Here is a 6,912-nt window from a genome sequence, read left to right on the forward strand (position 1 = left end):
TGATATGGGAAATAAAATTATCACAGAGAAAGATTTCTGGATGTGCTCCAGTGGCGCAATGCCCGCTCAGTTACAGGGAACCAGAAAAAGTAATAAAAAAAGTTCTGGAGATGTCTACATCACCGTTGCAGATACTGCAACAAGCAGTTGGATAGACTTCGGATGCACCAAAAATATGTTGTTGGCGGCTCTGATAACGGCAATTGCTGTTGTAGTTGTTGTGGCTCTTATCGTCGGAACAGGCGGTGTTGCAGCCATCGGATTAATCGGAATGATGGCAATTGGAGCAGCAGCCGGAGTTGCAGGAGGGATTGTTGCTGCCGTTGACGGAGCTTTGAAATGCGGACAGAAAAATGCTACTGCAAGAACTTGGAGTGACAGCAAAGGAAATCTTCTGCTAACGGGAACTCCTGCTATTACTGGCGATAAAACCATGACTTGTTCTATCGGCGGTGTTGTAAAATTTGCCCCTGAAATCAAAAGCTGGACTCATGCTCTGGCTTTGGGAGGATTTAATTATGTTACTCAACTTGCAGGCTGTGCTTTGGGGGGAGCTGCAGTCGGAGCGGGAGGATTTTTGGTTTCTGGTTTAGCGGGAGGTTCACTTGCCGTTGCTGCGCCTACATTTTCGAGTGTGCTATCGAATGTTGCAGGAAGTTTTACAGGAATTTGGGGAGGAAGCAGAGCACTTTTCGGACTTAATTCCTTAGCAAATGAACATGCTTACGGAAATGTTCAGGATGCGGGAGACGCAGGAGCAGCGTTGGTAAATGGAGGTGTTCCGGAAATCGGAATGGGACAACGTATTTTTACCGGACAGGCACATCCTTCTGATTATCTTCTTTTCTTATATTTGTTGAACATTAGAGCTAAAGGTCCGGCAACTCCTCATGTAGAAGAACCGAATACAGCAGGAGATAAAGATGGAAATACGCCGACAGATAAAGACGGAAATACAGCAAATAAAGACGAAGGACAACCAAAAGAAGAAGGAAATCAGACACCTGAAGATGAAGGTGCTAATAGAAGTAAAGGACAAGGTGACGAAGGACAGAATAATTCTAATAAAAATAAAAAAGGAGATGCCTACGAAAGCCCTCCTAAAACTCCTCAGGAAAAACTAGTTGAAGCTACGGAGGCAAAAGCAAAAGAGATTGTAGGAAGTCAAAGTGCCTCAGAAAGAGGACCTTGTTTATCCGGAGTTTATGATCCCGCAACAGGTAAAACATTCTTTGGCCAGAATTTTAAAACCAATGCAACGGGTAGGGCTGCTTATGAAAAATGGCTTACAGATCCTCCGGAACTTGGAGGAGCAGATCCTATTATAAAGCAAAAGGTTGCGGAATACGAAGCTAAAATTAAAAGCGGTGAAATTAAACCACCCGAAACTGCTGATAACAGATTAGCCGCTCACTCAGAAATGAGAGCTTATGATCAGGCTTTAAAAGCAAGAAGAGAAGCCGGATTGCCTGTTGATGAAAATTCAATAAGAGAAATGGATCTCCATAACAGAGATTTACAAAATAATGCAATCAAAAATAATGGAGGAACTCCTCCTCCGAAGGTAAGATGTCCACATTGTGGTTTCTTAACGGATGGAATTAATACTCACGGACATAATTAAAAGTATATGTTGGATTTATTTAATAAAAAATTAAGACTTGAAGATATTGATGATCGTTTTTACACTAAAAATGACATCAATGGAAATGCAGTTTATTTTTTAGACAAAGAATTTAAAGAACCATTCACTGGTGAAATATTTGTAACGTTTAATGGTGTTTTGGAGTCTGAAGCCCAATATAAAAACGGATATAAAAATGGTATCGAAAATATTTATAATTCTAATGGAATTTTAGAACAAACCAATGAAAATAGAGGAAATGTAATTTTTGGAGTCTCCAAAGAATTTAATGAAGAAGGAGATGTTGTAATATCGAGTATTGTTTACAATAATGACTGTATCAGATCTGTGGAAAATTCTGATGGCGAAGTTGTAGAAACCCAATCATATACAGGGAAATATGGCGAAAATTTACCGGAATATCTCCAAAATTTATTAAGGCTTTCCAAAGAAGATTTATTTAATTATGAGTTCAAAAGTGAGAATCCATATTTAAATATTAACTAAAATAGTTATATAGTAATGTTTTAGATTTTAACTAATCTTAGGAAACGTAAGAAACTGTCTTATTTTTTAGCATAAAATAAAAAGGGCAAAAGTTAATAAATGTTATAAAAAATAAATGAGCTCAGAAATTTATTAACTTTAATATCTTATTAATTTTAATAAAAAACATTATGGAAGCCTATAATTTTGAGACTGCTATTAAACCTTTTTTTTGGGTATCCTCAGAAAAAACGTATTCAGTATGTTTAAATGCGGGAACTTACAAACCAGAAATTTTCGAATGGCGAAAAGACGAAGGTTTTGAAGGCAACGGTTACGACTGGACTTCACTGGCAAAAGTTTTTGTAGAAGAGAAAAAACCGAACCTGTCGGACGACATTAAATTCGATCCGGAAGCCGATATGTTCTGTGCCTACTCCAGCAATCCGGAAAGCCTGAAAGAATTTATTTCTGAATTCAAAAAAGCCTGCGAAGACGAAATGCTGATTCAGGATCTCTTTTCAAAAGCCGAAATTGATTAAATATCCCTTAAAATATTCAAAAAGATCTCAATTTGAGGTCTTTTTTATTTGTAACATTCCGACTGTTTAAACAATTTCGATCCAAAATCTGTTCTTTCTTATCCTGTGAATGAAAATATTTTAGGGAGCTGTTTCTCGCTTTCCGCACTCGCTATTTCTTTAGTTTCGGCTGCGGCGGCAAAGCCGCCGCAACCGAAACTAAAGAAATGAGCTCAGACAAATGCTGCAATCGAGGCTAGAACAAAGGAACCGTTGAAATTTTCAGTAAGATTAGTACTCATTTGTCATTCTGATTGGAATTTTGCGAAGCATTATGGAATGAAGAATCTTTACACAAGTAGTTAATTGAGATTCTTCCTTGGTCAGAATGACAGCTCATATTGCCTGAAAATCGACTTCGGAAGCTGAAGCGTTAAGAAAATGAATCAGATGAACGTTAAAAAAATTCTACTGTCTGAGTGCGACAGAATTTTAAACCGAAGAACCAATCTACCATTCGCGCGAGTTTTAGAATTTTTAGAGAATAGGATTCATTTTTAGCATTCAGCTTCCCGGTCTTGAATTTTTGTTTCTTTTGTCTCAGGACAAAAGAAAATGTTATAATAAAAAGGCGTTCAGATTCTTCCTTTGTCAGAATGACACGGGCATTGCTAAAAAAGTATTGAACTTTATTCAAGATAAAAGAAAAATATTTAGAATAGAATTCAACATTTAGATTCTTTCAGAAGACAATTCGCACCGTTATTTTAATTCAACACAAAAGAAAAAGAAAAGTAATTTCTTATCTTTGTTCCTTATGGAAAATATGGACGCAACACAAGATAAAAGGTTATTTCTCATCGATGCTTATGCGATGATTTTCAGGGGGTATTACGCATTGATCAGAAATCCGAGGCTTACAAGCAAAGGTCTGGACACTTCTGCCATCTTCGGATTTACGAATTCTTTAATTGAACTGATCAGAAGAGAAAAACCAACCCATTTGGCAGTGGTTTTTGATGTAGGAGAGGCAAGTATAAGAACCGAAGACTTCTCAGATTATAAAGCGAACCGAAGCGAAACGCCTGAAGCCATTAAAAATGCGATTCCATACATTCACAGGATTTTAGAGGCAATGCACATTCCCATTTTGGGAGTTCCGGGATATGAAGCAGATGATGTAATCGGAACCATTGCCTGCAAAGCAGAAAAAGAAGGCTACGTCACATTCATGGTAACGCCGGATAAAGACTTTGCACAGCTTGTAACCGATAAAATCAAAATTTATAAACCGGGACTTAAAGGTGGTGATATTGAAATTTTAGGCGTTGAAGAAGTCAAAGCCAAATACGAAATCGAAGATCCGAAACAGGTAATCGACTTTCTTGCGATGATGGGAGATGCAGTCGACAATATTCCCGGACTGGAAGGCGTTGGTGAAAAAACAGCCATGAAATTCCTGAAAGAATTCGGAAGTATTGAAAATCTTTTAGCCAATACAGATCAGCTTAAAGGAAAGCTGAAAGAAAAAGTGGAAGCTTCAGCCGAAAGAGGAATTTTATCCAAAAAATTAGCGACCATTATCTGCGATGCTCCTGTAGAATTTCATCAGGAAGAGTACGATCTGGAAACTCCTGATTTCGATAAAGTAAAAGAAGTTTTTGAAGAAATAGAATTCCGTAGATTATACGAAAATCTTTACCGTGCTTTTGCTCCGGCTGCAGCGCCAAATGTAGTTACAGAAGTTGAAGTAACGGTTACAGAAACGACTCCTCAGCAAAAAGTTGCACAGGCAGTCGGACAGTTGGATCTTTTTGCCACTTATGAAGATCTCGATCAGGCAACCTCCACAAAATCGACGATTGAGCAGAATGATCACCTTTATCAGTTTGTAGATAATCCGAAAGCACAGAAAATTTTAGTCAATAATTTATTAAAACAAAAAGTAGTCTGCTTCGATACCGAAACCACCTCTCTTAATGAACTAGAAGCTGAATTGGTCGGAATGAGTTTTTCCTACAAAAAAGGATTGGCTTATTATGTTCCTTTATCCGAAGATCAGGGAGAAGTTCTGCAGACACTGGAAATTTTCAGACCGTTTTTCGAGAAAGAAGATCTGGTAAAAGTAGCGCACAACTTAAAATTCGATTATAAAATCCTTAAAAGATACGATATTACGGTAAAAGGAGCCATGTTTGATACCATGATTGCGCATTACCTTTTAAATCCGGACGGAAGACACGGGATGGATTATCTTTCGGAAGTTTACTTAAATTACAAACCTGTTTCCATCGAAACCATCATTGGTAAAAAAGGAAAAAAACAGGGTAGTTTCCGTGATGCAGATCTCAGAACCCAGACCGATTACGCCGCAGAAGATGCAGACGTAACCTTCCAGTTGTACGAATTGTTTGCGCCACAGCTTAAAAAAGAAAATTTAGAAGATTTATTCTTCAGTATAGAAATGCCTTTGATGGAAGTTTTAGCAAAAATGGAACTGGAAGGAATTTCTCTTGACGAAAAATGGCTGGCTCAGGAAAGTATTGATCTGGAGAATGATTTAAGACAACTCGAATCTAAAATATTTGAGATTTCGGGGGAAGAATTTAACATGAATTCTCCAAAACAGTTGGGTGAAATTTTATTTGAAAAAATGCAGCTCGACCCGAAAGCGAAAAAGACAAAAACCGGACAGTATGCAACTTCGGAAGATGTCCTTCAAAAACTGTCTTCAAAACATGAAATTATCAAGCATATTCTGGAATACAGAACCTATCAGAAATTAAAATCGACTTACGTTGATGCATTGCCGTCACAGATTGAAAAATCCGATAACCGTGTTCACACCAATTTCTCACAGACTACGGCTGCAACAGGTCGTCTGGCGAGTGTAAACCCGAATTTACAGAACATACCGATCCGAACTCTTAGAGGTCAGCAAATTCGTGGAGCGTTTGTTTCAGCAGAAGGAAAGAAAATTATTTCTGCCGATTATTCCCAGATCGAACTGCGTCTGATTGCCGAAATTTCCGGGGAAGACAATATGATTAAAGCATTCCAGAACGGGGAAGATATTCACGCTTCTACGGCGGCAAAACTGTTCAATATTCCATTGGAAGAAGTTTCCAAAACACAGAGAAGTCAGGCAAAAACCGTAAACTTCGGGATCATCTACGGACAGGGCGCTTTTGCATTGGCAGAGCAGACCGGACTTTCCAGAACTGAAGCCAAACAAATGATTGAAGCCTATTTTGAAACCTATCCGAAACTGAAGGAATACATGGCGGAACAGGTAAGAAAAGCCCGTGAAGTCGGTTATGTGGAAACACTTTTAGGCAGAAAACGTCATTTAAAAGACATCAATTCCAATAATTTTGTGGTTCGCGGTCACGCGGAACGAAATGCGGTGAATGCTCCTGTTCAGGGAAGCGCAGCAGATGTGGTAAAAATGGCAATGATTAAAATTCAGAAAGAACTGGAAAAGGAAAAACTGCAGACAAAAATGCTGCTTCAGGTGCATGACGAATTAATTTTTGAAGCCCCGATTGATGAGGTGGAAGTTGCCAAAAACATCATTAAAATGGAAATGGAAAACGCCGTTGAAACGCAGGTTCCGCTATTGGTTGAGGTTGGAGTAGGGAATAACTGGCTGGAAGCGCATTAATATTAAAAAATTCTGAGATGCTTCGGCAAGCTCAGTATGACGTCGCCACGAATGAGCTGCTAAAATAAGGTGGTAAGTATTAGAGATGTCGTGTTGAGTGTGTTGAAGCATTCTCTTTATCTTCTTCTTGAAGGAGAACTTCTTGCATGTGGTCTAACATAAGTTCCATCTTTTCGGGTGTAACCCTTCACATGAACTGTACCGCCGGAAAACGATGTGCTGCTTGATTTGTAAGATGAAGAATTATATGAATTAGAGCTAGTTGTATAATTACTATAAGTGGTATAAATAGGATTATATACCCATCCTGAATAATTGCCCCATTTTATTTTTTTATAATTTTTTTTATTGGCTCTAGATGAAACAAATACTTGTGTGTCTTTCGGAATTACCGTAACTACATTAGAAGAATCTGCGGTTGCATAGATTTTTGAGTCTTCCGTTAGTAAAACAGTATAATAATTTGTTGAACATGATAATGTGGCAAGACAAATGGTTAAGAAGTAGATAATGTTTTTAAAGAATTTCATGCTTATTTATTTAACGTGAATTCGGAGAAAAACATGAGGTGCTTAATGTCTAAAATTAATATTTTAGAATTGCACAAATACTAAAAC

Annotated in this window: 5 protein-coding genes; 4 read left to right on the forward strand and 1 reads right to left on the reverse strand. The window is 37.9% G+C overall.

The genetic code is table 11. From position 1 onward, the window contains the following. The first annotated feature begins 4 nt into the window (after positions 1-4). From B0E34_RS19390 to polA, 4 genes are all read left to right on the forward strand, one after another. Positions 5-1,624 (forward strand): hypothetical protein, encoded by a 1,620-nt coding sequence (locus B0E34_RS19390; RefSeq protein WP_087712157.1) that lies wholly within the window; start codon positions 5-7, stop codon positions 1,622-1,624. A gap of 6 nt (positions 1,625-1,630) precedes the next feature. Continuing rightward, complete coding sequence (locus tag B0E34_RS19395) at positions 1,631-2,131, forward strand: toxin-antitoxin system YwqK family antitoxin (protein WP_087712159.1); 501 nt, start codon at positions 1,631-1,633, stop codon at positions 2,129-2,131. Positions 2,132-2,301: 170 nt separating this feature from the next. After that, on the forward strand, positions 2,302-2,652 hold the full coding sequence (locus B0E34_RS19400; protein WP_076392061.1) for an immunity 51 family protein: 351 nt from the start codon (positions 2,302-2,304) through the stop codon (positions 2,650-2,652). Between the two features lie 805 nt (positions 2,653-3,457). Further along, positions 3,458-6,295 (forward strand): DNA polymerase I, encoded by a 2,838-nt coding sequence (polA, locus tag B0E34_RS19410; RefSeq protein WP_087712169.1) that lies wholly within the window; start codon positions 3,458-3,460, stop codon positions 6,293-6,295. A gap of 116 nt (positions 6,296-6,411) precedes the next feature. Here polA and B0E34_RS19415 read toward each other — a convergent pair whose 3' ends face one another. Beyond that, positions 6,412-6,825 carry a hypothetical protein gene (locus B0E34_RS19415; protein ID WP_087712163.1) on the reverse strand — a complete coding sequence of 138 codons (414 nt, stop codon included), beginning with the start codon at positions 6,823-6,825 and terminating at the stop codon, positions 6,412-6,414. Positions 6,826-6,912 lie beyond the last annotated feature (87 nt).

The sequence above is a fragment of the Chryseobacterium mucoviscidosis genome, from assembly GCF_002177115.1.
GTDB lineage: Bacteria > Bacteroidota > Bacteroidia > Flavobacteriales > Weeksellaceae > Chryseobacterium > Chryseobacterium mucoviscidosis.

Coding starts and splice junctions, on each gene's coding strand:
- B0E34_RS19390 (WP_087712157.1), top strand. CDS start 5: ATGGGAAATAAAATTATCACAGAGAAAGATTTCTGGATGTGCTCCAGT.
- B0E34_RS19395 (WP_087712159.1), top strand. CDS start 1,631: ATGTTGGATTTATTTAATAAAAAATTAAGACTTGAAGATATTGATGAT.
- B0E34_RS19400 (WP_076392061.1), top strand. CDS start 2,302: ATGGAAGCCTATAATTTTGAGACTGCTATTAAACCTTTTTTTTGGGTA.
- polA (WP_087712169.1), top strand. CDS start 3,458: ATGGACGCAACACAAGATAAAAGGTTATTTCTCATCGATGCTTATGCG.
- B0E34_RS19415 (WP_087712163.1), bottom strand. CDS start 6,825: ATGAAATTCTTTAAAAACATTATCTACTTCTTAACCATTTGTCTTGCC.